Here is a 26,177-nt window from a genome sequence, read left to right on the forward strand (position 1 = left end):
CTGACATCATTGGACTTCCCTTAATACTCCACTTCCAACTCCGTACAGAAGAGACTTCCGCTCAGATGAAGTCTCGTTTCAACTTGCTCGAAATCAGATTCGAAACGATCCACCTTCACAGATGACAGAGGATGTGAAATTCCAGTGGTATCCATGACACAGCCGTGAGGAAGTCGGATATGAACTTCACCAAACTTTGCATCAAGATGAACAGCTACCCGATCTGACGCAAATTTGGCCTGACTCAAATCCAACCAAAGCTCACCAAAAGCTAGATTCATATCAATCGTTTCGACTTCTTGAGAATAGATACGATACCTATCCTCAGCCATATAGGTCTTAACAGAAATATGAGGTCCCTCTTGGTCATTCTTATTAACCTTATAGTCTTTAGTGAGACCCTTCTTTTGACTACGACCATAAAAAAGCTCTAAGGCCAAACCAATGAGAAAGATACCGCTAAAGAGATTCCACTGTGCAAAATCAAGGTTTAACAAGTCATGAACATAGGGTGATAAGAAGGCCAAACCAAGAAAAACGAGGAGAGGCCGCCTATTCAGGATACCAAAACAAAAGAAGGCCACGAAGAAAACCAGATTATAATTGACCATGATCCAAAAATCTGGAATAAAGGCACTAGCGATAAAACAAGCTGCTAGTAAAAGCAATAAGAAAGACCGAAGATTAAACCGTTGCATAAGAAGACTCCTTTCTAAAGAAATGATTGCAATTTTCCAATTATTTTCACTATCAGTATAGCACTATTTGTAAACGTATTCAATGTTATATAAGAAGGAATTGCAAGAAAAAAAGAGCTTTCGCCCTTTCATCATTTTTCAATGTTTGACAGTTACCTGTCCAAAGGATACTGAGCCTGTTAGAGAAACTGTAGTGCTAGACAAGTCTCGCTCTCCCAGACTATCGTAGCCTTTCACTCCTGCTAGGCTTGTATGAAGCCCATGTGTATCCACTTGCCAATCCTTAGGCACTCGAATGACAACATGAGAAAAATTGGCCTGAACCACAATCTGAGGTCGGTCCGTCATAAACTGAGCCTGACGCAAATCTAAAGTCAAACGTCCAAAATCGGCATTGGCATAGACAGTTTCGAGGTTTTGTGAAGTCACCACCTGAACAGACTCTGAAAATAAGGTCTTAGCAAAAATCTCTCGCTCATGTTCTTTAGAAACCTTGTAAGAGAAGTTCTTTTTATAACTTGGCTTGCTCAAACGGTCCACTGCAATTCCCAAGATAAGAATCCCTACAAAGAGGGTCCATTCTGAATAGTCCAATCTAAAGAGGTCATGGATATAGGTCGATAGAAAAGCCATTCCCAAGAAAAAGAGAAATTTCCCCTTAGATTGCCAACTCAAAAGCACAAAAAGCAAGGCCAAAATCAACTTATAATTAAAGGCCAAATAAAGATCTGGAATAAAAGCTGTCGCGATAAAATAGGCAGCAATGATAATTAGGGTGATAACACCTGCATTAAAGCGTCTCATAACAGTTCCTTTCTAAATCCTATCCTTGAGTTTTTCCACAAAAAGGTAGGCTGCTGGACAGAAAAGCGTATTTTTAATAGTCAGATGATTGATCTGATAGATTTTCTTACGATCCGTGTGAGGAAAGGCGGCACAAGCCTTAGGACGGACATCATAGATGTCACAGAGATTATCAGGCCCTAAGAATGGACAAGGCATAGACTTGAAGACCTTGTCGCCATCCTCATCTACCTGCAAGTACATCTCCTCAAAGGCAGGTAACTTCATCCGAAAATGCTTGGCGATACGAGTAATGTCCTGCTCTGTGAAATCTGGTCCTAGCGTCTTACAACAATTGGCACACTGGACACAATCAATCTCTTGAAAAACTTCATTGTGTACCTGCTGAACAATCTTATCTAAATTTTTAGGGGCTTTCTTCTTGAGTTGTGCTAGAAATTTACGGTGCTCCCCCTGCTTTTGACGTGCCAATTCCTCGTAACGTTTGACATCAATGGTCTGTGACATGTGTTTTCTCCGATGATTTATAATTCTGTCATCTATTATAGCATAAAAAAATAGAGCCTAGTTTGAAGCTAGACTCTAGGTCAGTTACATTGATACGATTCTACGATATGAACGTGAAGTAAGGGCAAAAACCAAGACATAGGCTAGGAAGAAGACGCCACAAACAATGATTGTGACCACTAACATAAGACTTGGGTTGAAAACCCCAATAATACGGACAATCAAACTGAGCATATGATAGGCAAAGGCCAAGTGAATAAAGGCAAAAATCAAAGGAAGGAAGAAGACGGTAAGAACTTGCTTACGAATGGTTTTCTTGACTTGTTGATCATCCAAACCAATCTTTTGAAGAATAACAAAACGCTCACGATCCTCATAACCTTCAGAAATCTGTTTATAGTAAATCACGAGAACTGTTCCAAGCATGAAGATGATGGATAGGAAGATGCCGATAAAGAAGGTTCCACCAACAAAGCCATTTACCATGCCTTCTGCATCATATCGGCTATTTGCAGTGAAGTAAGACTTAGGGAGGCCAGTAGTTTGTCCAGCTAACTGTTGTGTTTCTTTATCCGTGATTTTGTCTAACAAATCTGAATTTTTCTTGGCATCATGTGAAGGGTCTTTGACATTAACACCAACATAGGTAGCTTGAGTGGTTGCTGTTCCTTTGATACTTTCTTTAAAATCATCCATATCAGGAACGACAAGGTAGTTATAATCAGAAACTATGATTGTAAAGATATTGGGTACTTTACCCTTAATAAAGTCATTAAGGTCATCCTGAATCTGGTAGGTTTGACCATTGAAAGACAAACTCTTTTGATCCTTCAACGTTTTACTTTTACTGTACAAGCCGACTTGGTTTGAAGCCAAATTGAGGTCTTTACCTGTTAATTGTTTATAAGTAGCTTGTGAGAAGACAAGAAAAATTGATTTTGGTAAAACTTTTCTTTCATTCTCAGGAAAGATGGTTAGCTTATTTTTTTCTTGTTCTTTGATACCAAAGTAGAGGTAAGTTACTTCTGCTTTTTCATTTACCTGATTTCCCGACTGTGCTAAGAAATCATCCATAATCTTCTGTGTGCTTGTTAAATCTACATTCGTCCCTGTAACTGAGTAATCATGTGGAGCAACACTCGCTATATAGTCTTTTTTCCCAGCATAGATACTTGCAGCTCCTACAAGCGTCACCAAAACCATACTTGAGAGGATAGCAATAGTCGCCAGACCAACTGCATTTTTCTTCATCCGAAAGACAAGGTTGGAAATGGAAATCATATTATTAGGCTTGTAATAATAGCTTTTCTTCTTTTTCAAGAGTTGCAGAACGACTGTTGTCCCGGCATTAAAGAGAAGATAAGTTCCTAGAATAACTAGTAAAACAGCCAAGAAAAAACTCATAATAGCTATTACTGGATCCTTAACAGAGAGAGCAAGGTAGTAACCATACCCCATAGACCCAAGCCCCAAAAAGGTCTGAATAACTAGTAACCGTCCCTTTTTTTCACCCTTAAGGCCATCTTTAGTTAATTGTAAAGGATTTAGCCGTAGCAATCGTAAACCATTTATCAAAACCAACAAACTAAAAATACAAGCAAAGATGACAAGAACAATAGGAATTGTCATTACTTGAAAGGTCGAAACCAAACCAGTACTTTCACCGATAAGCCTTTGAAGAAAAGCATAAATGAGTTTATCGAATAGTGCCCCCACACCAATACCTAGAAGCAGAGTCACAAAACCCAAAATCACCGTTTCTTTTAGAATCATACTAAAGAGATGACGTTTCTCTAAGCCTAGCACACTATAGAGACCAAGCTCCTTTGAACGATTTTTCATGACAAAGCTGTTGGCATAAAGAACAATAATTCCAGAAGATAGGGCGACAATTCCAAGTCCCATACCCAAAACCGCCTTGATAGAATCTGCCCCAGTTAAGTCATCCAGATGTGGATTAAGCGTTAAAGATGTAAAAATATAGGTAATGGCAATAGTCAGAATTGTTGCTAAAGCATATGGATAATAAAGCTTACGATTTTTTATGAGATTGGACAAAGCCAGTCTATTGGTCAGAAGAAACATATTAGTTCACCTCACTTGCCATTACTGTCAGTGTATCGGAAATTTCTTGGAACATTTGATGTTCAGACTTATTACCTTTGAAGATTTGATTATATAGAATACCATCCTTAATGAATAGAACACGCTGTGCACGACTGGCAGCCGCTGTCGAGTGAGTTACCATAAGAATGGTCTGACCACTGTCATTGATAGCATCAAAGACATCCAAGAGAGCTGCTGAAGATTTGGAATCCAGGGCACCTGTTGGCTCATCTGCTAAGAGGATTTCTGGTTTAGTGATGATTGCACGCGCAACCGCCACCCTTTGCTTTTGTCCACCTGAAATTTCATAAGGGTACTTCTCTAGTAGGGAATGAATTCCCAATTGACGACTTATAGCTTCTACTTGTGTCATCATTTGCTTAAGTGGGCGTCGAGAAAGGACCAAAGGTAGTAAGATATTATCTTTAACAGATAGGGTATCCAAAAGGTTGAAATCTTGGAAAACAAACCCTAATTTTTCACGACGAAAACTGGAAGCATCCTTATTTTTGATGGTTGCTGTGTCCATACCACTAAGATAGACACGCCCTGCTGTTGGTTTATCAAGCATGGCAAGGATGTTGAGCAAGGTCGATTTTCCTGAGCCAGATTCACCCATGATTGCAACATACTCACCCTTTTCAACCGTGAAATGGATATCTTTAAGGGCTTCAACCTGATTTCCTTTGAAACGTGTTTTATAGATTTTTTTAACATGTTGAACATCTAGTAACGCCATAATAAGCTCCTTTATTTAATAGATTTGGAAGAGATTTTAGGAACCTCTTACTTAACTTCTGATACCATTTTATAGAAAAAGCAAGGTCTCAACCATAACCCTTGCTTTCATTTGTGGTCATATTTCTTACACTTTTGTAAGTTATTAATCAATAGCCAACTTCTGCTTTTGAAAATGAATGGAGACTGTGGTTCCTTGGCCTACTTGGGAGCTAATACTAATATCATGTCCAAGCTGATCAGCAATTTTCTTAGAAAGATAGAGACCTAACCCAGAGGACTGCTGAGTCAGTCGGCCATTATAACCTGAAAAGCCACGCTCAAAAACCCGTAGAATATCACTATTTTTAATACCAATCCCAGAATCTTTAAGATGAAGCCAGTTATCTTTGAAGTAAATTTCAATACCACCACTTTTTGTGTACTTCAAACTATTTGACAAGACCTGCTCTATGATAACCAAGAGCCATTTTTCATCTGAAACGACCTTAACATCTAAGTCATGTAGATTAATAGTCAATCCTTTTTGAATAAAGAAAAGACTATGTTTTCTAACAACTTCTTTAACCAAGGGTTCTAATGTAACCTGCCTCAACTGCAAATCATCATGGAAATTCTCTAAACGTAAATACTGCAAAACCAAATTGGTGTAAGAATCAATCTTGAATACCTCTTGCTCCAAGAGAGCCCTCGTTTTACTATCCGTAACATCCTGAAGCAATAATTGACTGGCTGCTATTGGCGTCTTGATTTGATGTACCCAAAGCGTATAGTAGTCCATCAAATCTGTATAGCGCTTGCGCTCCTCCTCAGTCTGAGACATCTGGCTCTCCCTAGCACTTTCCAAAGTTTGGGTTAGGTAAAATTCTAAAGGACTTGATGGTGTGATTTCCTCATAGAGAAAGGCTAAGTTATAAGAGTGATAGGACCTAACCAAGTCCCAAATAACCATAATGATAGTCACAAATGTCATTATGGTCAAGGCGTAATAAAGAATATCTGCCTCCTCTTCAAATAAAAAGGCAAACAAGACCAATATGATTCCATTAAAGGCTAACAAAAGATAGAAAGTCAGACGAGACCTAATATGGTATTTGATAAATTGACACTTACCCATCATGACGCAACCCGTAGCCAACACCTTTCTTGGTTTCAATAAAATCCTTCAAACCCACTGCCTCTAACTTCTTACGTAAACGAGCTACATTTACAGATAAGGTATTGTCATCAATAAAGAAGTCACTATTCCAAAGCTCCTTCATGAGGTCTTCCCGACTAACGATATTACCAGCATGATCGAAAAGAACTTGTAAAATCTGAAACTCATTCTTTGTCAAAGAAACGACCTCTCCCTGATAAACCAAATCCATGGCCTTAAGGTTCAGAATCACACCCATATATTCCAAGAGACTCTGATCCTTACCAAACTCATAAGAACGACGCAAAAGCCCTTGAATTTTTGCTAGGAGAACATTTTGGTCAAAAGGTTTAGTCACAAAGTCGTCCCCACCCATGTTGATTGCCATAACAATATCCATGGCCTGATCTCTGGAAGACAAGAACATAATAGGCACCTTGGAGACCTTACGAATTTCCTGACACCAATGATAACCGTTGAATAGAGGTAAACCAATATCCATAAGAACCAAGTGGGGTTCTACTTTTACAAAAATAGATAATACTTCCATGAAATCTTCAACAAGAACAACTTCGTAACCCCACTGTTCTAGTATTTTTTTGACTTGTTGACGGATAACCTCGTCGTCCTCCACTAATAAAATCTTATGCATAACTCTACCTCTTTCATTTCCCACTATTATAACAGAAATGCTATAAGAAACGACCATTATCAGCAAATCTTACAATAATGTTAGATTGAATTTTCCAACTTTTAAAATAGTGCGTTTTCATAGGAAAAATCCTTTGAGTCTTCAAAGAAAATATAGTATTATAATAGAGTTGATGTTGGTTTATCATCAACCAACGACAGCTTCATCGAACAATGAGAACATTACTTATTTATGTCACGAATCGGCGTGACGTTTCTACAAGGTGCCGTAACACCTAACAATGAGTAAGTCAGAAAGTCATAAAAAGATTTTACCGTCTTTTTATGATTTTAAAGGCTTGCTTTGCAAGCCTTTTTCTGTTATTCGATGGTTTTGATCTTTGTCAGAGTCTTAATAGAATCTGGGAAAATCAAAATACACTTTAGTTATATTTTTTATAGGAGGTAATATGAAATTACTGGAAGACCGCATTCTCAAAGATGGGAATGTCCTTGGGGAGAACATCCTCAAAGTTGACTCTTTCCTCACTCACCAAGTGGACTTTGACCTCATGCGTGAGATTGGAAAGGTCTTTGCTGAAAAGTTCAAGGATGCAGGCATCACCAAGGTGGTGACTATCGAGGCATCTGGTATTGCTCCAGCCCTCTATACTGCTGAAGCCTTGGATGTCCCTATGATTTTTGCGAAGAAGGCTAAAAATATCACCATGAATGAAGGGATTCTCACTGCTGAGGTCTACTCCTTCACTAAGCAGGTGACTAGTACTGTCTCTATCGCAAGCAAGTTCCTCACTCCTGAAGATAAGGTCCTCATCGTTGATGACTTCCTAGCTAACGGCCAAGCTGCCAAAGGCTTGATTCAAATCATCGAAGAAGCTGGTGCACACGTCGAAGCGGTTGGTATCGTTATTGAGAAATCTTTTCAAGATGGTCGTGCCCTTCTGGAAGAAGCTGGCTACCCAGTCGTTTCACTTGCTCGTTTGGATCGTTTTGAAAATGGTCAGGTCGTATTTAAGGAGGCAGACATCTAATGCAAAATAAAGAGAAACACTCGCAGGCAGCGGTCCTAGGACTGCAACACCTACTTGCCATGTACTCGGGATCAATCTTGGTTCCAATCATGATTGCTGGTGCTTTGGGATATTCAGCTCATGAATTAACCTACTTGATTTCAACCGACATTTTCATGTGTGGTGTAGCAACCTTCCTCCAACTTCAACTTAATAAATACTTCGGTATCGGTCTTCCAGTTGTTCTTGGGGTTGCCTTCCAGTCAGTGGCACCACTGATTATGATTGGTGAGAAGCACGGTAGCGGTGCTATGTTTGGTGCCCTTATCGTTTCAGGGATTTATGTTATCCTCGTTTCTGGCGTCTTTTCAAAAGTGGCCAATCTCTTCCCTTCTATCGTTACGGGATCAGTCATCACAACTATTGGTTTGACCCTCATCCCTGTCGCTATCGGAAATATGGGAAACAATGTTGATAAACCAACTGGTCAAAGCCTCTTCCTTGCCGCTATCACCGTTCTTATCATCCTTGTAGTTAATATTTTCACTAAAGGATTTATCAAATCTATCTCAATCTTGATTGGTTTGGTTGTCGGTACTGCTATCGCAGCAAGCATGGGCTTGGTTGATTTCTCACCAGTAGCTGCGGCACCTATTGTCCACGTGCCAACGCCATTCTACTTCGGGGTACCTAAGTTTGAGTTGTCATCAATCATTATGATGTGTATTATCGCTACTGTGTCTATGGTTGAATCAACTGGGGTTTACTTGGCCCTCTCTGATATCACCAAAGAACCACTCGATAGCACTCGACTTCGTAACGGATACCGCGCTGAAGGTTTGGCTGTTCTCCTTGGTGGACTCTTTAACACCTTCCCATACACTGGTTTTTCACAAAACGTTGGTCTTGTGAAGTTGTCAGGTATTAAGACTCGCTTGCCAATCTACTATGCAGCTGGTTTTCTTGTTCTTCTTGGACTCCTTCCTAAGTTTGGTGCCTTGGCACAAATCATCCCAAGCCCAGTCCTTGGTGGCGCTATGCTTGTCATGTTCGGTTTTGTTTCTATCCAAGGGATGCAAATCTTGGCGCGTGTTGATTTCGCCAACAACGAACACAACTTCTTGATTGCTGCGGTATCAATCGCTGCAGGGGTTGGTCTTAACGGCAGCAACCTCTTCAACAGCCTACCAAATGCTTTCCAAATGTTCTTCTCAAACGGTATCGTGGTCGCAAGCTTGCTTGCCATCGTCCTCAATGCCATTTTGAACCATAAGAAAAAATAAAAAAATACAAGAACACCTGAGTCGCTTGACTTAGGTGTTTTTCTTTGAAATTAAAATCTTCAAGTTTGTAAATCGAAAGAAAAGACTAAGCAACTACTCTGTCTAACTTTTACTGAAAGTAGCTCGTACTATTTAATTCTTACGATTGACTTATTTTCAATTCTATAGACAGCATCGTAATCTTCCAGATTGTAATGATGGGCAATTTCAATAAGACTATTAGGCAACTGTTTCAAGACATTTCTTATTTCTCTAGAACTTGCTGCATCTAAAGAAGCCATCATCTCATCCGCAAGTAAAACCTGCTTGCCTCTCAAAATAGCACGTGCAATCTCCAGTTTTATGATTTGACCACCTGAAAAGTTATCTCCAGTTAATTCATAGTCTAATTGGTGACAACAAGCCTCCCATAGTCCAACCTTTTTTAGTGTTGAAATGAGTACTAATTCAGAATAATCTTGATAAAGAGTTAGATTATGTCGCACACTTGTATGAAAGACATAGGGATTTTGATGAATAATTGCAATATTATCTAAATTTGGAGTCAGCTCCCTTCCATCAATGCTTTTAAAAATGATTTCCCCACTATATGCCTTATCTTGCCCTGATATTAACCTAAAAAGTGTTGTTTTCCCAATACCACTATCACCAACTATAAGATTATGCTGAGACAATGAAAAAGTAACCGTAACATCTCGAAAAATCTCTTGATTATCATAAGATTTAGTGACGTTTTTTAACTGAATTTCTTCTAAAGTATGTATGTGATACCCTTTTGAGGGAATTTCTGTCTCACTTCCAAATGTCAATAATTTATCTTTTATCACTTGACTTGATTGAATACTTGCAATAGCCTCCAGAATTTGTTGTAAGGGGTTAATAAGATATGTTGATGCAGACATCATAGCAATAAGTGTAGTGATTGAATTTTGTTTCATTACAAGACCAATCACAAACGGTCCAATCAAGCCGATAGCTTTCAGAGGTCCTGTCCAAAACATAACTAAATTCTGAAGTGTATAATATTTAAATTGTGTCTTCTCCATCTCACCAAGGGTTACGAGAGTTTGCCTTACATTTTCTTTTTCTGCCTGGTTGCAAATAATCGTTTCAATCCCCTTACCAAAGTCTGTGATAGCTCTTAAATGCTTCTCTTTTGAGCTACTTAGTAATTCTCCCGATTCTTTTAATTTTCGCTTAAATATAAACTGAGGCAAAATCATCAGAAAAGCACCTACAGTAAAAAGACTACCCACAATAAGATTTTGTTTGAGCAGATAAATAACAGATACTAGGACAGAGGCACCCCACACTGGTGAAATAAGAAATGATTGAAGGAACTCCTGGTCTACGATTCCAAGATCTTGTGTCAAGAGTGAGCAAAGCTCAGAATCAGAGTTCTTTTTAGGAAAGACAGCATAATTCTTCAAAATATTCCCTGATAGTCTTACATTAAACGCCCTAATAATAGAACGAAGCAGAATATTCTCTATATACATAAAAGCGTACACAGCCACCCAAAGAGAAATACCCGAAAAAGTAAAAACTATTAAATCCCGACTATTACCGCTATCTAAATGACCTGCCATCTGGATAATTACAGGAATAACAATTCCTTGACAGGAATAAAGAAGTGCAAAAATGATATAAAGTACAATGCCCTTTTTAGGAAGTAGCTTAATAAATTTAACCATCATTGTGACACAGCAACTGATTTATTTTTTCAATAATCATTGCTTTTACCTCCTTCCATTTGATACTATTATTTTAGTTTATTAATGCTACTAAACTATTGAAATTTCGGAAATCCGATAAGGAAATTTTATATGGAACTAGGTCAAAAATTTAAGCAGATTCGAAAACAGAGAAAATATACTATCCAGAGACTCGCTCAAGTGGCCGGATCTGTAGCGAGTATTTCGGACTTTGAAAATAACAAAACATCACTCTCAAATGATATTCTTTTCAAACTTTTAAAACACCTAAAAGTCGAATATAATGAGTTTTTCGGACAAGAATATCTTGTGGACGAAACCTACATAAAACTTGCTAATCAATACAATCAAGCCTCAAATAATCTAGATTTTGAAGCACTGAAGCAAGTCGCAGAAAGGTTTCGCATTTTAGGAGAAACTAATTATAGCGATTATCTGATTAGTCTTTGTATTACCTGTCAGGTTTCAAAACTTCAAAACCAGCTAGTTAAGCAAGATATTGCTACAGAACTTCAAAACTACTTCTTTTCGATTGATATTTGGACACTTCTTGATATTGATTTACTGGATATGGTAAAGGATATCTTCACAGAAGATGCGCTAAAAATCTACATTAAAGAACTTCTATCAATTCTCGGTAAAAATCCTAGAAATAATTTAGATCGAATCACTTTAGATGTTATCAGTCGTTGTATTTTCCAAATCATTCTTTACGGAAATCAAGAAGATAGTGATTACTATCTAAACGAACTAAAAACTATTCAATTCCCAGATTATTTCATGTTACAAAAACTCTATCTTAAAGAGCTAGAAGCCGCATACCTTTATAAATTTATCGATAATAATATGGGAAAGACTTTACATAAAGAAATTCTCCAATACTTGGCTTTTATTGGTGATGACGATAATTTGAGAGAATGGGACCAAACTTTCCGTCTATTATAGACTTTATTGGATAACAGTTGTACAATAATTATATAATTTGAAAAATTTAGAAAGGAAAACAGAATGCACGAAACACATTCTCTCCGTGAGCGATTTCTTGTTTTCTTCAAGATTTTTGTGCCCATACTTATTTATCAGTTTGCCAACTTCTCGGCAGCATTTGTGGACACTACCATGACTGGCCAATACGATGCCCTACACTTGGCGGGGGTAGCCATGGCAACGAGTTTATGGAGTCCTTTTTTCACCTTTTTAACAGGTATCGTCTCTGCCCTAGTTCCTATTATCGGACACCATCTAGGGGCAGGTCGCAAGGACCGAGTGGCACCTGATTTCTATCAATTTCTTTATATGGCTTTGGGCCTATCACTTATCCTCTTTGCCCTCGTTTTTCTAGGAGCACCATTGGTTTTGAATCATTTAGGTTTGGAGCCTTTGGTCAGAAAGGTTGCCCTTGGTTATCTACGCTTTCTAAGTCTTGGGATTATTCCCCTTCTACTCTTTAGCGTGGTTCGCTCCTTCCTTGATGCCCTTGGCCTCACGCGCCTCTCCATGTATCTCATGCTTTTGGTCCTACCTCTCAATGGTTTCTTCAATTTCCTCCTTATCTATGGCATTGCTGGTCTACCACAGTTAGGGGGAGCAGGGGCAGGTTTGGGAACTTCAATGGCTTATTGGGCCCTTCTCCTCATTTCCATTGCGGTTATCAGAAAGCATAAAAAGGTTAAGCCCTACCACATTGAAAAGGTTCAACCCCTTGATAAAACAGCTCTACTTGAGGCACTTAAACTGGGTCTTCCTATTGGTGGAACTGTCTTTGCAGAGGTCGCTATCTTCTCAGGTGTTGGTTTGGTTATGTCTAAATATCCGTCCCTAGTGATTGCCAGTCACCAGGCGGCCATGAATTTCTCAAATCTCATGTACGCCTTCCCTCTCAGCATTTCCAGTGCCATGGCTATCATTATTTCCTACGAATTTGGGGCTAGACGCATGGATGCGGTCAAGAGCTACAGCAAGCTGGGACGATTGACAGCCCTAGGATTTTCTATCTTTACCTTGATTTTCCTCTACTTCTTGCGCTATGATTTGGCAGAACTCTATGGGCATGAGCCTGACTTTTTGAGAATGACAGCCATTTTCATGACCTATAGCCTTTTCTTCCAAGTGGCAGATGTCTTTGCGGCTCCGCTTCAAGGAATCCTCCGTGGTTATAAAGATACCAAGGTGCCTTTTTATCTCGGTGTCCTAACCTACTGGGGCATCACCTTCCCAGTAGGCTTCCTACTTGAAAAAGTCACTGGACTCGGTCCCTATAGTTACTGGATTGGCCTGATTGCCAGCCTTATCGTCAGTGGACTCTGTTACCAATGGCGCTTAAATAGAATCGTCAAACGTTACGAATCACAACAGTGATATCCCTGAAGCAGTCTTGTCAGACTGCTTTTTCAATTCTTAAATCTCGATAATACAGAAAAAAACCTCCTGCATATTGAAAACAGATAGACTGTTATCAATACACAGAAAGCTTCTTTTGATGAGTGATTAATTATATTCAGATTTTCCTGACCTATTACCAAACTGGATGTATTAATGAAAACATAGATGTTTAATATTGAAAAAAGTATCACAGAGACCAGCTGGATCAACTAGGGCACCATAAATCATGACTAAACCACAGAGAGCTAGGAAATGATAAAAATAAACTACTTTCTCCCCTGTTTTAGGAAGTAAAAGAAAAGACCAGAACCACAAGACACAAATGGCTATTAATATGATTAGTTTATTCATCCATTCCATAATAATCTCCGTCACAAAGGTTACGCACAATAAAATAGTCCTTAGGACTATCTGAATGTTATCATAAAATCTAACAAGTGCTGTCATTACTTCTTAAGGAAATATCTTAGTATTCTCTTGCTAGTCTTGTTTAGGTAAGTTAAGACATATAAAATCATATTGGGAGGTTGGGAAGACTCATTATTACACAAAGTACAATAATGTTTACAGACGCCAAAACCAGCAAAAGCTAAGGAGAAGGACATATTGACACTTGTCAGATTTCTCACTATTATAGTCTACTATTTTTTTATTTGAAACGTAAAACAATTTTGCCCAAATTGTTAAAAAATGTAATGAAAGGTCACTTTTTTATCCTGAATGGTTAGGTTACATATCATGTTAGGTTTAAAAGGCTTTCATCTTATTTACATCTTCTTCTGTCATTAAAAAAGAGGTTAGAACCAAGGGGAACCAACCTCTTTTTAGTAAGTAATATCATTCTTTAGAATACCTAATCAGTCCACTTGATCAAGCAAGTAAGCATAGCCCTCTTTTGCCATGTCAGCTTTAGGAACAAATCGTGTCGCTACCCCATTGATACAGTAGCGTAAGCCACCCTGATCACTTGGCCCATCTGGGAAGACATGACCTAGATGGGAATCGCCCACACGACTACGAACTTCGATGCGATCCATATGGTGCGAATGGTCTTCCTTGTAGTTGGCTACCTCGGGGCTTATAGGGCGAGAGAAACTTGGCCAACCACAGGCTGAATCAAACTTGTCCTTGGACGAAAAGAGTGGCTCACCAGTCGCCACATCAACATAAATCCCAGGCTCAAACTGATTCCAAAGCGGACTCGTAAAGGCCCGTTCTGTTCCATTCTCCTGAGTCACAGCGTAGGCTTCTGGACTCAAACTTTCCTTAAGCTCCTCTCGATTCGGCTTGTGATAAGCACTAGCATCAATAACAGGACTAGCTGCCTGATTGACATTGATATGACAGTAGCCATTAGGATTTTTCTTGAGATAATCTTGATGATAATCCTCAGCGGGAATAAAGTGCTGAAGTGGCAACAATTCAACCGCCAAAGGCTGACCGTATTGCTCAGTCATTTCTTGGAAAACTTGCTCGATAGTCGATAAATCATTTGCATCCGTGTAGTAGACACCCGTACGGTACTGAGTTCCCACATCATTGCCCTGTTTGTTTTTACTCAGAGGATTGATGATACGGAAGAAATGTAGCAGAATTTCTCGCAAGGACACCTTGCTAGCATCATAGGTCACCTGAACGGTTTCAGCGTGGCCCGTCTGACCGATAAGCTCATAGCGAGTTGTCTCACTACGGCCATTGGCATAACCCGAAACCGCATCAAGCACACCAGGCACGCGAGAAAAATACTCCTCAACACCCCAGAAACAGCCACCAGCAAGATAAATCATATGATTATTTAGATTTGACATTTTTAACGCTCCCTTCAATAGATACTTTCATCTCCACGCCTTAAGTGTAACGCTTTTGAGAAGATTTCGCACTTATAGTGACTTGAGGGAGAAAAAATCCCACTACCCAAATAGTGAGATTCTATAAATTATTAACTAGTCTATCCTTTCTAAACACTCACTTAGATAATCTTCTAAACTAGAATGAATTTTAGTGCAATTTCCATACTGCCATTCAAAAATATCTCCTTTAGTATTTGAAAGTATTAAATACCCATCAAATCCTAGATTTTCTATAATAAACATGTTTATTGGAAAATCACTATAAATTTCTCTAGCTTCAGCTGTTACATCAACAACATTTAGATAATCTGCTCCATTTAACCCCGTCCATTCAGTTCCAAAAAAGCTGATACATCCAAACACATTCAAATAATCACTATAATCCTTAGAAAATTTTAGTTGTAATGTCTTTTCTGCATCTCTAACTTCTTCTTTAGTTGCACCTTTCGAAAATTCTAAATGCTTAATTGATTTAATTCTATTGATAAAGTTTGACATTAGAAATCCTCCGCTCTTTTCTTCCAATAGTCTGCTTTTTCTTTTGCAAATGATTTTCTATCAATCTGAGATGGTTGAGGAGGAACATCATGTAGATTTCTATAGTTTTCTTTATGTACTGAACTCGTTAACTCTGCAAATGGAGAATCCTGCTTTTGACCAATGTGATGAAGTTCAACAGGCTTGCCATCAACAATAGGTGCTTTACCATTTTCCATTCGTTCTTTATTGGTTATTCCTTGTTCATCCTTGAAGTTAGGGTCGATATCACCTCGCTGTAAAACCTGTCTACCATCAACTTGTTTTTCTTTTAATTTCTGATCCTTATATACCTCAACTTCTTCTTTCCATCTGAAACTACTAATTAATTCTTTTGACCAACCTGATTCTTCAAAGATTTTTAATCGCTCATTATCTGTTAATTCAGTCTTTGTAATCTGACTTCCTTCTATTTGAGAATAATTATCGAGCTCACTCGTACCTAATTTCAGATCTGGATTAAATGTGGTATTTTGCGCTTCTTTATTTAAAACACCTGTATCTATTCTTTTAGCTTTTTCAATACTCAAAATAGCCCTCCTTTGATTTGCCATTTTTCAAGTTCTGAACTATTGTTCAACTCGTTGAAATAATACTGAGTCATCAATGCCTGAATAATATTTAATTGCAATTGATTTGTCAATGGACCATCAACTTCTTTATGGAGTTCTCGAATCACCTCATTAGTTAATATTTTATAATCTTGTGATTTCATTCCAAAATTACGAATTGCCTTCATTGTTACCGGATATAATTGGGCTATAATTGGAGCAATTTGAGTCATTTTCACCTCATAAACAGTCTCATTACAATAATCTAAAATTTGACGAACATATTTTCCACTTAAAGAAGAATTTAAAATATCAAACTTTAATTCTTCCTTTGTAATCTCATCAAAGGAATTATTTCCTGTCAATAATGCACTCAACTTTAAATTAATGCTCGGTCTTAAGGTATCAAAATAACTATTTCCATCATATTGATAGTCAATCTTATCATGCTCAACTTTTTCAACCTTACATAAAACTGGCTGAATCCATTCATTTTGATAGACTGCTGCAACACCCTTTGGTAATTTGGCTAGTTCTATGATTTGGTCATCGTTTAGATTAGCTGACTTACCTACTAGCTCACGATCTGAAAAATCAGGTAATCGCATGATAATCTTAGTATTAGTATTTCGGATAACTGACAAATCCATTAGACCTGGTGCTTGATCAGCAATAATAAATCCTTCTCCATAGGTGCGCATTTCAGCAATAGCATTTGCCAACATCTCCACACTCTTACCTAAAAGATTAGCTGATTCAGCCATTTGTTCTGTTGATGTGCGTTTTAGAAGGTTATGAGCTTCTTCAAGCACAGTGATGTGTTTTAATTCGGCATTCATATCTCCACTAGTCATGCGATACTCTTGCAATTTCAAAACCAAAATCCCCATTAGCAAAGATTTTGTCTCAGTGGAACCGACTCTACTAAGATCAACAATGACATTCGTATCAAATAGATGCTCATTGGTGAGTTCCTCATTTGAGAAGATAAGTCCATTAATACCGTTTGTAAGAGATTCGATTCGAGTTAGTAAAGCTCCTTTGTAAGCTCCTTTATTCTCATCATCATATTCACTGGAATCAATTATCTTCTTAATATTGTCTGCTATATCATTGAAATTTGGATACAGTCTACCATAAGGGTTGGTTGATTCAAGGAGATTCCATCCACAATCCTGATAAGATTGTTCTACAGCTTTTTTTAAAACCGCTGGCATAGCCGCATACATCGGCCAGCACACATTGAAAATTTCGACTAGCCTATCTAGATGCTCTAAGATATGAATTTCTTTAGGGAAACTAAAAGGATTCAACCTCAACAAAGGTGTTAACTGAGGATTCGTTCCATAAACTGAAACATCGTCGTGATTACCAAAGACATGCTTATATTCTCCTTTTGCAGGTTCAACAACTAGGAATTTCAAGCCATTCTTTCTACCTTCATTAAGGAGTTGATAAATCGTATTACTCTTACCAGATCCCGTACTCCCTGTCACAAAAACATGTGAAGCTAAAGAGTTTTGGCTCAAATTGACTGGTACATCTTCCTTATGATACATATGGAAAATATCACCTAAATGAATCGTCTTATCAGTAACATCTTCTTCATCAAATTTAGCAATATTTCGTCCGAACTCTGCACACTCTAAAATCGGTAGTCCTGGAATAGATTTTCTAGGGAAGTTCAATGAAAAGGCCAATTCTTGACCAGTAAGAGGTACTGTTGGAGTCACAATAGATGGATAGACATTAAAGGTTGAATCAGCTAATAACAGATTAGGATTCAGTCCAAATAAGGGATGGCGTAATTCTCTTAGGTAAGCAACTATTTCTTCTGTATCACCACTGCTCTCACCCAAATCTCCTCTCCATAAATTAACTGAAGACTGACTCATAAATGACTCTTCTCCTTGGGTCAAGGCTAAGTATGTATGAGCAACATTATTCGCAATATTCTGGTCTTCACTTAGTACATAGGCAGCAAACTCCCACATGCCCATAGCTGTTCCTTTTTCGAAACGTTTCATCTGTTCTTCAAGGACCTTAAGAGCGTGAGAAATATTATGATTGGTAAAGGACTGGGTAATACCCTCGTTTTTACCAACAGTAGCAGTCACATTTGAGGCACGCGCAAAATTAGCACCGATATTAGAACCTAAGTTAATACCACTTGAAGAGCCCAAGGTTTGTCCAACCGTTTGAGATAAGGCACGACTAGCAGTTTTAGCAAGCGCACGGCTAACAGTTTTTGCAGTCGATTGACCAATAGAGTCTGCAGTACTTGTTCCTTTATTCCAAGTATAACCATATCCTCCAACAACCGGAACACTTACATTATGACTGGATCCTTTATTTGTACCATCTGTATGGGAAGTATTTGTACCCTCAGTCTGTCCAGACGAATCTGTTTGAGATTCACCGCTGGTTTGGGTATCCCCAGCAGATTGGTTAACTGATTGATTCTTACCATGTTGGATACCAGCACTGGCTCCAACATTGACTCCAAAAGTAGCCATGGAAGTCGTTGCATCTGAAGCTGTGAAAGTATAGTTGGTTTGCCATTTTTCATAAGGCGCTAAGGCTGAAAATAGCTCAGATAAACGTAACTTTCTGTTCTCTATATCTTGAATAGGACTTGCTAAAAGGATTAAGGTATAGTTTTCGGATGGTTGTGACGGAATGACGCCATCAATCAATTTTTCGATGGTTTGACTGATAAATTTTTCAGATTTGGCAGTTGGTAAATTAGACACCGTTGCCACTGAATAAGGCTTAGAGTTTGCTAGACAAGGAATCCTACCGATTCCCTTTTCATTCTGGACTGTAGATCCAGGAAAGTTACCTTTAATGGCTTCTAACAATCTCTTACGATAATTTTCGACATTGACATTATCAGAATCATTCTTGGTATTTACTACAGCCAGATAAACTTCTGTATTGGTTTCAGTTCGATTGAAGACGAGAGCAATATTACAGTCCTCGTTAGAAAGTACTTCATAAACATTAACCAGTTTTTCTAAACTATTTTCTTTTTTGTCAATGACCCATTTTGTGATATTGAAATACCTGATATTATATGATTCCTGAAAGTCTGTACCAAATTCTACCTTATTTTCTATAGGAACATAAAGTTCTTTTATTTGTTCCAAATACGAATTGAAAATTTCTACTCCACATGAAGCTAATAAACGATTCGTTAACTCCTCATCGCTAATATTAGGTTGATCAGCCAGATACTTTTCTCTTTGCTCCTCAACTTGTTTGAGTTGCTCAGGGCTCAAAGCTGAAAGTTTCGCAACCTTGTCTGCAGCCTTAGCTCCTGCCTTATTAATAATATTTTTTATTCCCATACGATTCACCTACAAAAAGCTATTTCCAAGTAATCATTTGTTTAATCTGGTTAGTATAATTTTCAATTTGTTGCTGCTGCTCCTCTAAGCTTGCAACTTCATTTCTTGTTCTCTGAATTTTCGTATTCAAAGCACTTAATTCTGGACTAAATTCAATTATATTTTGAACAATTATACTTGTAAGATTTACTAGCCAAATTTTAAAAGCTTTCTCGTGTTCCGAACAAATACTTCCTGCAAATTCTGTCATCTTTGATTTAAATAAATCATTATAGGTCTTCTTAAGGCCAGATGCGTTAACTTTACTTGATTTCAAAGTAAAGTCTCCCAATCTAAATACATAACTAAGTTCTTCTTTACTAAACTTTTCAAGATTTAATTGAGTAAAATCTATCTCTTCATAAGATAAAATCAATTGAGAAAGCTTTTGACGTTTTTCTGGTTCAAGTCCCAAATCACCTGAAATAATACGCTCAAAATGAGATTTTATCTCAGAAGCATGATTAGACCAAAAACTGCTAGAAATACGTTCAAAGTCTATCCTTGAAAAATAAAGTTCTTCTACAAATTTATTTCTAAAATAGTCAACTGTTTGTGCAGAAGCTAGATTCTCTAAATTGATTTTCTTTGTCTTGTTCTCACGTGTAACACCGAAATAGTTACTAACCTCGTTACTGATATTTCCTATTTTTAGATTACTAATATCTATTTGTTGATGCTCAGTTAAATTTAAAGTTGGATTTAATGAGAGTATCTCAGTCTGTATGTCATTGAAACGGTTTAGAACATCATCTTTATTAATTTGTTTCATGAGATCTTCTTGGAAAATCTTCATTTCTTTTGGATACTGAATCAAAAGATCATTTCCCATTGACAACGAAGTGGATTTCAAACTTTCAACAATGACGAGTTTTTGGTCATCAAGATTAGCCTCCAATTCAGCCTCTCTGCTATGTAAATCTGCATTTTTCTCAGTAATTACAGCATTAGTTTTTAACAAAAGTTTATCTAATAAAGCTTTTGCCTGCTGGCACTTATTATAGTGTGAATAGCGGTCAACAAAAGTTTTTATGGTATCTTCAATAGTCAACAAACCACTGTTTGCATAGATGAGGTCTGAGCTTTTTTCAGCAGTTTCTCGAACTGTACTAGACATTTGTCTTGGAAGGATATCGAACTCATACAATTTCTTATAGTATTTCGTTTCAGGATTTGAATATTTTTCTCTATAAGTATCAAATTGCTCAGAGTAAAATTCACCCTCAAGATGACCTTTTAATTTCGCTCCAAGTCCTAAAATTGAAGACACGTAATAAATGCCTTGGGCATATAATTTACTTGGAATGGCTTGTTTCATGATTCTATCTCTAAAAGAATCACTTTTAAGATTAGTCGAGCTTAGATCCGCTGCCTCGGCCTTATTAACCACAATCATGGTGAACCGTTCATCTAAGCCTTCTACTGAAATAAGCTTTTCTTTTAATTTACTGTTATCTGTGCTATCCAAGGAACTACTGTCAGTTACAAAAACTGGTAATCCATTTGACATACCAGCCATGGCATTAGCAAGTACTTCTGAATGTTGACTATTGGTTGATGAATTAGAACCCGGGGTGTCGAATATTGTAATTTTTGAACCTACATCTCCTAAAATACCTTTCGAAAATGGGACAAGTACTTCGATTAAATCTCCAACACCTTGGTCAGCAGAATCATTGATAACTTCTAATACTGCATGTAGCTTTGAAATGATTGAATCAAAAGAAGTATTCAAGATACCATCGACTTTCTTACCAAATGAATCAGTGACATTCAATCCATCATAAAATACTTGATTATCATGGAAAGTGAGAACGACTCTTTCATCTTTATATACAAAAGAGATTTTGGCACGATCTTCATAAGAACTAGCCGTAACTTTATAGATTTTAGCGGTCACAGGAGTCTCAGCGCTTGGGAGTAATTCCTGCCCAATCAAGGCATTGATAAAAGTTGACTTCCCTGCACTATAGGTTCCTAATACACAGATAGGAACTGTATCTCCGGAGGCATCCGAAAAGCGTTTTAACTGTGTTTCAATCTCCTTGTTGCTCTCCCCAATATTCTTTATAATCAGTGGCTCAAGATTTTTAAAAATACGATTAATTTCTGGCAGAACATCGCGTGCGTTCTCTAAATAGCTTGTAGATGATGATAAAATAATATTTGAAAAGCGCTCATCTTTTAATGCTTCTTCTAACTGTTGCTTTTCATCATTTGGCCCCTCAAAAATTAATTCAAGTTTTTCATCTGGAACAGAATACTCATTTTCAATTTCTTTTAAAATATCATATACCTTAAAAGGAAAAAAGCCACGTTGAAAAACGGCTGAAACCAACTTACTATTTGAGTTATTTTCACTATTTATTGTTATCCAACTTTCACTAGATAAGTCGTAGCGACAAAAAGTTACTGTCTTCTCGTAAGGATTACTTACAACTTTAATTTTATTCATAATTACTCCGATTATTTAATAATACAAGTGTATTATATCACAGCAAACGGTTTTCTGTATGCGCTTTCTATAAAATCTAACTATTTTTATTTATCTAATGTTTAACTCATTTTTCACCCCACACAAAAAATCCCATCACATTGTGATAGGATTTTATTTTTATTCCATTTCAAAGCTTTCGCTCTTAATCTTATCTGGTAAGATGAGAGACAAGAGGATGCACAAGATGGCTGGTATCAACCATGGTAAGGAAGCTCCTGACAATGGTAGGAAGTTAATGAGGGCATTCAGTCCTGCAAGCTTGAACTGGCTGCCAAGCACGCTAAGCAAGGCAATCAGCGTTACTACCGCAACTGTAACCTGCATACCAGGTTTAGACAAGGCCACGAACTTGTTGGCAATCACAATCATGACAATCGTAATCGTGATTGGGTAGAGAATCAAAAGCACTGGCACTGAGAAAGCAATGATATTGTTAAGTCCCAAGTTGGCAATCGCAAACCCAATCAAGGTAAAGAGAATGGCGTAAGCCTTGTAGGATACTTTCGGAAATGCCTTGTGGAAGAATTCTCCTGTCGCAACGATAAGTCCTGCAGTTGTTGTTAAACAAGTCACTGTCACCATGATAGCTAGGAAAATCTGAGCAGCTGGTCCAAAGATAGCTTGTGTGGCTTGTGACAAGACGCTAGCACCAATATTGGCATCTTTTGGTAGGCCTGCCACTTGGAGTGGGAAATGATTGCCCAAAAAGGCTAGTCCCAAATACAAAGCACCAAAGAGAAGCGTCACTACAAAACCAACGACCCAAATGGTAGAGATATACTCTTTCTTAGATTTAAAGCCTAGTTGGTTGAGAGTGACTACTGCCACTACACTGAAGGCCACAGAAGCTAAGGCATCCAAGGTGTTGTAGCCTTCCAAGAATCCCTTACCAAATGCAGAAGCTTGATAAGCTTGGCTAGCTACCTGAGGACTGTGAGCACCGTATTTAAGTGCTCCTGCCACAATAACCATAACAATCATAATAGCAAAGACAGGTGTTAAGATACGTCCAATACTATCTAGAATTTTAGATGGGTTCATGGCAATCCAAAGTGCTAAAGCAAAGTAGATTACGGTAAAGACAAAGAGCCAAAGGCTGGTATGTCCACTGCCAATCAAAGGCGAGAAGCCAATCGAAAAGGCTGCTGCTGCCGTTCTAGGAATGGCAAAGAAAGGACCAATAGACAGATAAAGGACTGCCAAATAGACTAGGGCAAACTTAGGCGAGATTTTTTGTGAAATCTCATGAATGTACCCCTTAGGATTTAGGGTCCCAATCACCAGCGTTAGGATGGCAATACCAATACCTGATAGGACAAACCCTGCAATCGCAGGCCAAAAATGACCTCCAGATTCAAAGCCTAGCTGAGGCGGAAAGGTCAGATTTCCGGCTCCAAAGAACATACCAAACAACAATAAAGCTGTAAGGCCTCCTTTTTTTAACATAAGTTTCTCCGATCTAAGACAAACAAGATATCATCTCAAAAAAGATAACTTGTTTATTACTATTTTAGTCAACTTACTTAGTATGACATGATTAGTTTGGAACTTCAAGCTATTCAGACTTATTAGGAAAGGTTTTTAAAATTGCAAATTTTCTGTATCATTGTACGAAAAAACTAGACAAGATTCTTATCTCGTCTAGTTTGATAGTTTAATTAAGGATGACTAACAATCAATTCAAGCTCTCCCTGAATTTCCCAAGCTTGAACATCGCTTGGTAGAATGAAGTGGCTTCCTTTTGCAATTGGATATTCTTGACCATCAACAAGGAGACTTCCTTGACCGTCAAGTACACTAAACAAACTGTAATCTGCAGTCTTTTCAAAATAAGCCTTACCTGAAATCTCCCATTTATAAACGGCGAAGAAATCACTTGCTACTAAAAGCGTTGATTTGAGGTCATCTACTTTTGTTGTGACTGGGCGACTGTTGGCAGGTTCACCAATATTTAGGACATCGATAGATTTTTCCAGATGGAGCTCACGCAGGTTGCCCTGGTCATCCTTACGGTCAAAGTCATACACACGGTAGGTTGTGTCACTTGACTGTTGGGTTTCAAGAACTAAGATACCTGCACCAATAGCATGCATGGTACCACTTGGCACATAGAAGAAATCACCTGCTTTAACTGGAACCTTAGTCAAAAGATTTTCCCAATCCTTACTTTCAATTTGCTGACGCAGTTCTTCTTTTGATTTGGCATTGTGGCCATAAATAATTTCAGCACCTGGTTCAGCAGCAATGATATACCAACACTCTGTTTTACCAAGTTCACCTTCATGTTCAAGTCCATAAGCATCATCTGGATGGACCTGAACTGAAAGCCAATCATTGGCATCCAAAATCTTAGTTAAAAGTGGAAAAACAGGTTCCTGACGATTTCCAAACAATTCACGATGCTCTGCATAAAGAACATCTAAAGTTTGACCGGCATAGCGACCATTTTTAATAGTAGAAACACCATTTGGGTGTGCGGAAATAGCCCAGTACTCTCCTACATGGTCGCTTGGAATGTCGTAGCCAAAGACATCACGCAAATGCGTGCCACCCCAAATCTTCTCCTGCATAACAGATTGTAAAAATAATGGTTCAGACATAAAAACTCCTTATATAAGAATGAATAGACTCAAAATCTATGTCTTAACATAGATGATTACTCACATCATGATAAATGAATCAGTTCCACTTTAAAGCGGATGTTCCAAAAATCACCTATAGCCAGTAAGCTCCATCATCAGCAAATCACAAACAGACTTTGACGAGTAATTACCTCAATTATAAGCATAATTTGTGAAAATATCAACAGAGTCCTTAAAGAAATCATAAGATATTGGCTTAATGGCTGCAAGTCATTTCAATAGCAAATTTCCTTTAAGAATCCTACTCATTCCTTCATTTTTCGGATAGATTGATTGAATTTAAAGACTTTTTAACCTATAATGTTATTGATATTATGAAAGGAAATCTCTCAATGAAATTCTATTCCTATGACTATGTGCTAAGTCAGATTAGCCAACAAAACTGGGTTATGGTTGCCATTACTGCAGGACTTATTTTAGTGACCGGTGTATTTGCTTTTAAAGCCTTCAAAGAACGCCATGATACTAAGTTTCGTGAACTCTCTATTATTTCTATTTTAACCTTAGTTGCCGTGGTTCTAATTGCTATCAGTAATTTCCAAAGCAATCAATCTAACAACGACCAATTTAGAGCATCTCTTCACTTTATCGAGGTTGTGTCTAAAAATCTTGACGTTGATAAGAGCAAGGTTTATGTCAATACTTCTACTACTACAGATGGCGCTATCCTCAAAGTTGGAAACAAGTACTATCGTGCCATCTCAGGTTCAGAACCTGACAGCTACTTGCTAGAACAAATAAAACTTTACAAGTCTGATGTTGAACTCGTGGAGGTTAAAAAATGACATCTTTTTATCTTACTGTTGCAATTAAACTAGCTTTGGGGCTTATTTCACTCGTCTTTGTTATCAATTTAACAGGTAAAGGAAACCTAGCACCTAGCTCAGCTACTGACCAAGTACAGAACTTTGTTCTTGGTGCAATCCTCGGTGGTACAATTTATAGTAGTACCGTTTCAATCCTCCAATATATCGTGATTTTGATTATTTGGACGATTTTGATTTTACTTCTAAAATGGCTAATTACCAATATTCTCTTTATCAAACATTTGATTGACGGTAAACCAACTGTCATCATCAAACATGGTCAACTAGATCCTGAAGCTTGTCGCTCTAAAGGACTTTCAGCCTCTGATGTCGCTTTAAAATTACGTTCCCAAGGAATTTTTCAACTTAAAGAGGTTAAACGTGCAGTTATTGAACAGAACGGCCAATTGATTGTGGTTCGTGCGGGTGATGAAAATCCGAAATACCCAATCGTTACTGATGGGGTCATTCAAACAGAAATTCTTGATACTATTGGTAAAACGGAGGATTGGTTAAATGAAGAGCTTCAAAAAATGGGATATGACAACATTTCAGATATCTTCATCGCTGAATATGATAAAGGAAAGATTAATGTTGTCACTTATTAAACAAAATACTTGCATTACCGTTTAATATTGTCTACAATGGTCTCATCATAAAAAGGAGGTTCTATCATGGGAATCGAAGATAAATTGAATCAAGCTAAAGGTGCTCTTAAAGAGGGTGCTGGTAAACTGACTGGCGACAAAAAGACTGAAATTGAAGGTGCTGTTGAAAAAGTTGTAGCAAAAGCAAAAGACGGTCTCGAAGATGTTAAAGAAGGCATTGAAGGTGCTGTTGAAGGCCTTAAAAATAGCTTTAAAAAATAAGACA

22 protein-coding genes and 1 riboswitch are annotated in these 26,177 nt (G+C 37.8%); of the genes, 7 read left to right on the top strand and 15 right to left on the bottom strand.

Annotated features, from left to right (window positions below; translation table 11 throughout):
* Nucleotides 1-20: 20 nt before the first annotated feature.
* From HMPREF2697_RS02035 to HMPREF2697_RS02065, 7 genes are all read right to left on the bottom strand, one after another.
* Nucleotides 21-698, bottom strand: coding sequence for a hypothetical protein (locus tag HMPREF2697_RS02035; RefSeq protein ID WP_037602158.1), 678 nt, complete (start codon nucleotides 696-698; stop codon nucleotides 21-23).
* 138 nt (nucleotides 699-836) lie between these two features.
* The gene (locus tag HMPREF2697_RS02040; RefSeq protein WP_070849426.1) at nucleotides 837-1,502 is read right to left on the bottom strand and encodes a hypothetical protein; all 666 of its coding nucleotides are present in this window, start codon (nucleotides 1,500-1,502) and stop codon (nucleotides 837-839) included.
* A 12-nt stretch (nucleotides 1,503-1,514) separates the two neighbouring features.
* Nucleotides 1,515-2,009, bottom strand: coding sequence for a YkgJ family cysteine cluster protein (locus HMPREF2697_RS02045; protein ID WP_004182309.1), 495 nt, complete (start codon nucleotides 2,007-2,009; stop codon nucleotides 1,515-1,517).
* 84 nt (nucleotides 2,010-2,093) lie between these two features.
* Nucleotides 2,094-4,094 carry an ABC transporter permease gene (locus HMPREF2697_RS02050; RefSeq protein WP_070849428.1) on the bottom strand — a complete coding sequence of 667 codons (2,001 nt, stop codon included), beginning with the start codon at nucleotides 4,092-4,094 and terminating at the stop codon, nucleotides 2,094-2,096.
* Nucleotide 4,095: 1 nt separating this feature from the next.
* On the bottom strand, nucleotides 4,096-4,854 hold the full coding sequence (locus tag HMPREF2697_RS02055) for an ABC transporter ATP-binding protein (RefSeq protein WP_070476644.1): 759 nt from the start codon (nucleotides 4,852-4,854) through the stop codon (nucleotides 4,096-4,098).
* Nucleotides 4,855-4,998: 144 nt separating this feature from the next.
* Nucleotides 4,999-5,973: a sensor histidine kinase gene (locus tag HMPREF2697_RS02060; RefSeq protein ID WP_070849431.1), complete on the bottom strand. Its 975-nt coding sequence runs from the start codon at nucleotides 5,971-5,973 to the stop codon at nucleotides 4,999-5,001.
* Complete coding sequence (locus HMPREF2697_RS02065; protein WP_070578818.1) at nucleotides 5,963-6,643, bottom strand: response regulator transcription factor; 681 nt, start codon at nucleotides 6,641-6,643, stop codon at nucleotides 5,963-5,965. Before HMPREF2697_RS02065 ends, HMPREF2697_RS02060 begins: the two co-directional genes overlap by 11 nt.
* A gap of 205 nt (nucleotides 6,644-6,848) precedes the next feature.
* Nucleotides 6,849-6,944, top strand: a riboswitch (purine riboswitch).
* A gap of 147 nt (nucleotides 6,945-7,091) precedes the next feature.
* Between HMPREF2697_RS02065 and HMPREF2697_RS02070 the strand changes: the two genes are divergently transcribed.
* Both HMPREF2697_RS02070 and HMPREF2697_RS02075 read left to right on the top strand, forming a co-directional pair.
* Nucleotides 7,092-7,673, top strand: coding sequence for a xanthine phosphoribosyltransferase (locus HMPREF2697_RS02070; protein WP_070849433.1), 582 nt, complete (start codon nucleotides 7,092-7,094; stop codon nucleotides 7,671-7,673).
* On the top strand, nucleotides 7,673-8,935 hold the full coding sequence (locus HMPREF2697_RS02075; protein ID WP_070849435.1) for a nucleobase:cation symporter-2 family protein: 1,263 nt from the start codon (nucleotides 7,673-7,675) through the stop codon (nucleotides 8,933-8,935). Before HMPREF2697_RS02070 ends, HMPREF2697_RS02075 begins: the two co-directional genes overlap by 1 nt.
* A 128-nt stretch (nucleotides 8,936-9,063) precedes the next feature.
* Here HMPREF2697_RS02075 and HMPREF2697_RS02080 read toward each other — a convergent pair whose 3' ends face one another.
* The gene (locus HMPREF2697_RS02080) at nucleotides 9,064-10,632 is read right to left on the bottom strand and encodes an ATP-binding cassette domain-containing protein (protein WP_083319671.1); all 1,569 of its coding nucleotides are present in this window, start codon (nucleotides 10,630-10,632) and stop codon (nucleotides 9,064-9,066) included.
* A gap of 129 nt (nucleotides 10,633-10,761) precedes the next feature.
* Between HMPREF2697_RS02080 and HMPREF2697_RS02085 the strand changes: the two genes are divergently transcribed.
* Both HMPREF2697_RS02085 and HMPREF2697_RS02090 read left to right on the top strand, forming a co-directional pair.
* Nucleotides 10,762-11,595, top strand: a complete 834-nt coding sequence (locus tag HMPREF2697_RS02085) for a helix-turn-helix domain-containing protein (RefSeq protein ID WP_070849437.1) — start codon at nucleotides 10,762-10,764, stop codon at nucleotides 11,593-11,595.
* Nucleotides 11,596-11,658: 63 nt separating this feature from the next.
* Entirely contained in the window at nucleotides 11,659-13,008 is a 1,350-nt protein-coding gene (locus HMPREF2697_RS02090; RefSeq protein ID WP_070849439.1) for an MATE family efflux transporter, read from the top strand.
* Nucleotides 13,009-13,889: 881 nt separating this feature from the next.
* On the opposite strand, the gene msrB is transcribed toward HMPREF2697_RS02090, so the two are convergent.
* From msrB to manA, 7 genes are all read right to left on the bottom strand, one after another.
* Nucleotides 13,890-14,840, bottom strand: a complete 951-nt coding sequence (gene msrB / locus HMPREF2697_RS02100) for a peptide-methionine (R)-S-oxide reductase MsrB (protein WP_070849441.1) — start codon at nucleotides 14,838-14,840, stop codon at nucleotides 13,890-13,892.
* 135 nt (nucleotides 14,841-14,975) lie between these two features.
* Nucleotides 14,976-15,380 carry an SMI1/KNR4 family protein gene (locus HMPREF2697_RS02105; protein WP_070849443.1) on the bottom strand — a complete coding sequence of 135 codons (405 nt, stop codon included), beginning with the start codon at nucleotides 15,378-15,380 and terminating at the stop codon, nucleotides 14,976-14,978.
* The gene (locus tag HMPREF2697_RS02110; protein ID WP_257375232.1) at nucleotides 15,380-15,949 is read right to left on the bottom strand and encodes an HNH/ENDO VII family nuclease; all 570 of its coding nucleotides are present in this window, start codon (nucleotides 15,947-15,949) and stop codon (nucleotides 15,380-15,382) included. Before HMPREF2697_RS02110 ends, HMPREF2697_RS02105 begins: the two co-directional genes overlap by 1 nt.
* Nucleotides 15,946-19,320, bottom strand: a complete 3,375-nt coding sequence (locus HMPREF2697_RS02115; RefSeq protein WP_070849447.1) for an ATP-binding protein — start codon at nucleotides 19,318-19,320, stop codon at nucleotides 15,946-15,948. Before HMPREF2697_RS02115 ends, HMPREF2697_RS02110 begins: the two co-directional genes overlap by 4 nt.
* 19 nt (nucleotides 19,321-19,339) lie before the next feature.
* Entirely contained in the window at nucleotides 19,340-21,814 is a 2,475-nt protein-coding gene (locus HMPREF2697_RS02120) for a dynamin family protein (RefSeq protein ID WP_070849449.1), read from the bottom strand.
* Nucleotides 21,815-21,973: 159 nt separating this feature from the next.
* Nucleotides 21,974-23,302: a branched-chain amino acid transport system II carrier protein gene (brnQ, locus tag HMPREF2697_RS02125; protein WP_070849451.1), complete on the bottom strand. Its 1,329-nt coding sequence runs from the start codon at nucleotides 23,300-23,302 to the stop codon at nucleotides 21,974-21,976.
* Between the two features lie 212 nt (nucleotides 23,303-23,514).
* Nucleotides 23,515-24,456, bottom strand: a complete 942-nt coding sequence (manA, locus tag HMPREF2697_RS02130; RefSeq protein WP_013990384.1) for a mannose-6-phosphate isomerase, class I — start codon at nucleotides 24,454-24,456, stop codon at nucleotides 23,515-23,517.
* A gap of 374 nt (nucleotides 24,457-24,830) precedes the next feature.
* On the opposite strand from manA, the gene HMPREF2697_RS02135 reads away from it, so the two are divergent.
* The 3 genes from HMPREF2697_RS02135 to HMPREF2697_RS02145 all read left to right on the top strand — a co-directional run bounded on the left by HMPREF2697_RS02135 (nucleotide 24,831) and on the right by HMPREF2697_RS02145 (nucleotide 26,173).
* A complete protein-coding gene (locus tag HMPREF2697_RS02135) occupies nucleotides 24,831-25,283 on the top strand; it encodes a DUF3290 family protein (RefSeq protein WP_002885310.1) in 453 nt (150 codons plus the stop codon).
* Nucleotides 25,280-25,912: a DUF421 domain-containing protein gene (locus tag HMPREF2697_RS02140; protein WP_002885232.1), complete on the top strand. Its 633-nt coding sequence runs from the start codon at nucleotides 25,280-25,282 to the stop codon at nucleotides 25,910-25,912. Before HMPREF2697_RS02135 ends, HMPREF2697_RS02140 begins: the two co-directional genes overlap by 4 nt.
* Nucleotides 25,913-25,978: 66 nt before the next feature.
* Nucleotides 25,979-26,173, top strand: coding sequence for a CsbD family protein (locus HMPREF2697_RS02145; protein WP_013990383.1), 195 nt, complete (start codon nucleotides 25,979-25,981; stop codon nucleotides 26,171-26,173).
* Nucleotides 26,174-26,177: the final 4 nt, after the last annotated feature.

Source organism: Streptococcus sp. HMSC064D12 (assembly GCF_001837205.1).
Classification (GTDB): domain Bacteria; phylum Bacillota; class Bacilli; order Lactobacillales; family Streptococcaceae; genus Streptococcus; species Streptococcus salivarius_D.

Bases quoted from the DNA above. Each gene is read 5' to 3' on its own strand.
- HMPREF2697_RS02080 (WP_083319671.1), bottom strand. From the start codon at position 10,632: ATGATGGTTAAATTTATTAAGCTACTTCCTAAAAAGGGCATTGTACTT.
- HMPREF2697_RS02090 (WP_070849439.1), top strand. From the start codon at position 11,659: ATGCACGAAACACATTCTCTCCGTGAGCGATTTCTTGTTTTCTTCAAG.
- msrB (WP_070849441.1), bottom strand. From the start codon at position 14,840: ATGTCAAATCTAAATAATCATATGATTTATCTTGCTGGTGGCTGTTTC.
- HMPREF2697_RS02105 (WP_070849443.1), bottom strand. From the start codon at position 15,380: ATGTCAAACTTTATCAATAGAATTAAATCAATTAAGCATTTAGAATTT.
- HMPREF2697_RS02145 (WP_013990383.1), top strand. From the start codon at position 25,979: ATGGGAATCGAAGATAAATTGAATCAAGCTAAAGGTGCTCTTAAAGAG.
- HMPREF2697_RS02050 (WP_070849428.1), bottom strand. From the start codon at position 4,094: ATGTTTCTTCTGACCAATAGACTGGCTTTGTCCAATCTCATAAAAAAT.
- HMPREF2697_RS02065 (WP_070578818.1), bottom strand. From the start codon at position 6,643: ATGCATAAGATTTTATTAGTGGAGGACGACGAGGTTATCCGTCAACAA.
- HMPREF2697_RS02040 (WP_070849426.1), bottom strand. From the start codon at position 1,502: ATGAGACGCTTTAATGCAGGTGTTATCACCCTAATTATCATTGCTGCC.
- HMPREF2697_RS02035 (WP_037602158.1), bottom strand. From the start codon at position 698: ATGCAACGGTTTAATCTTCGGTCTTTCTTATTGCTTTTACTAGCAGCT.
- HMPREF2697_RS02115 (WP_070849447.1), bottom strand. From the start codon at position 19,320: ATGGGAATAAAAAATATTATTAATAAGGCAGGAGCTAAGGCTGCAGAC.
- HMPREF2697_RS02070 (WP_070849433.1), top strand. From the start codon at position 7,092: ATGAAATTACTGGAAGACCGCATTCTCAAAGATGGGAATGTCCTTGGG.
- HMPREF2697_RS02075 (WP_070849435.1), top strand. From the start codon at position 7,673: ATGCAAAATAAAGAGAAACACTCGCAGGCAGCGGTCCTAGGACTGCAA.
- HMPREF2697_RS02140 (WP_002885232.1), top strand. From the start codon at position 25,280: ATGACATCTTTTTATCTTACTGTTGCAATTAAACTAGCTTTGGGGCTT.
- HMPREF2697_RS02060 (WP_070849431.1), bottom strand. From the start codon at position 5,973: ATGATGGGTAAGTGTCAATTTATCAAATACCATATTAGGTCTCGTCTG.
- manA (WP_013990384.1), bottom strand. From the start codon at position 24,456: ATGTCTGAACCATTATTTTTACAATCTGTTATGCAGGAGAAGATTTGG.
- HMPREF2697_RS02085 (WP_070849437.1), top strand. From the start codon at position 10,762: ATGGAACTAGGTCAAAAATTTAAGCAGATTCGAAAACAGAGAAAATAT.
- HMPREF2697_RS02120 (WP_070849449.1), bottom strand. From the start codon at position 21,814: ATGAATAAAATTAAAGTTGTAAGTAATCCTTACGAGAAGACAGTAACT.
- brnQ (WP_070849451.1), bottom strand. From the start codon at position 23,302: ATGTTAAAAAAAGGAGGCCTTACAGCTTTATTGTTGTTTGGTATGTTC.
- HMPREF2697_RS02045 (WP_004182309.1), bottom strand. From the start codon at position 2,009: ATGTCACAGACCATTGATGTCAAACGTTACGAGGAATTGGCACGTCAA.
- HMPREF2697_RS02055 (WP_070476644.1), bottom strand. From the start codon at position 4,854: ATGGCGTTACTAGATGTTCAACATGTTAAAAAAATCTATAAAACACGT.
- HMPREF2697_RS02135 (WP_002885310.1), top strand. From the start codon at position 24,831: ATGAAATTCTATTCCTATGACTATGTGCTAAGTCAGATTAGCCAACAA.